Below are 355 nucleotides of genomic sequence, written 5' to 3'. Positions count from 1 at the left end.
ACCTACCTTAGCCTGCCAAGTGAAGTCTTTAAAAATAAGGCCATCAAGGTACTCCACCTTAACGTTTTTCATGTCCACTAATGGATCTGGTAATGACTGCTGCTGGTGATATGACTCCATCAACTCATACACCCCTCCGCTCTTCTGCAGTGAGAGCTTCTTTATGTGCTGTTTTATCGGATGGTTATGCCAATCGTCTAGGGTCATCGTTTGAGTTAGGGATTGGTGATCAAATAGCGCTACATGGGTAATACATTCGGGTAATTCATCTTCACGAGAAGTGATAACAATCAATTGCATCTGCTTCGCACACTCATTGAGTAATTGACTCAACGCGAGCCGATGCTCAATATCC

At 43.7% G+C, this 355-nt stretch carries 1 pseudogene; it reads right to left on the bottom strand.

Features of this window, described 5'->3' with window-relative positions:
• Nucleotides 1-355: pseudogene (locus AB4585_RS23495) on the bottom strand (ABC transporter); the annotation flags it as partial.

Source organism: Vibrio sp. 10N.222.49.C9 (assembly GCF_041474985.1).
In the GTDB taxonomy this organism is placed as follows: Bacteria; Pseudomonadota; Gammaproteobacteria; order Enterobacterales; family Vibrionaceae; genus Vibrio; species Vibrio crassostreae_C.
The sequence above is the reverse complement of the archived record's forward strand: the minus strand, read 5'-3'. Positions and strand labels throughout refer to the sequence as shown.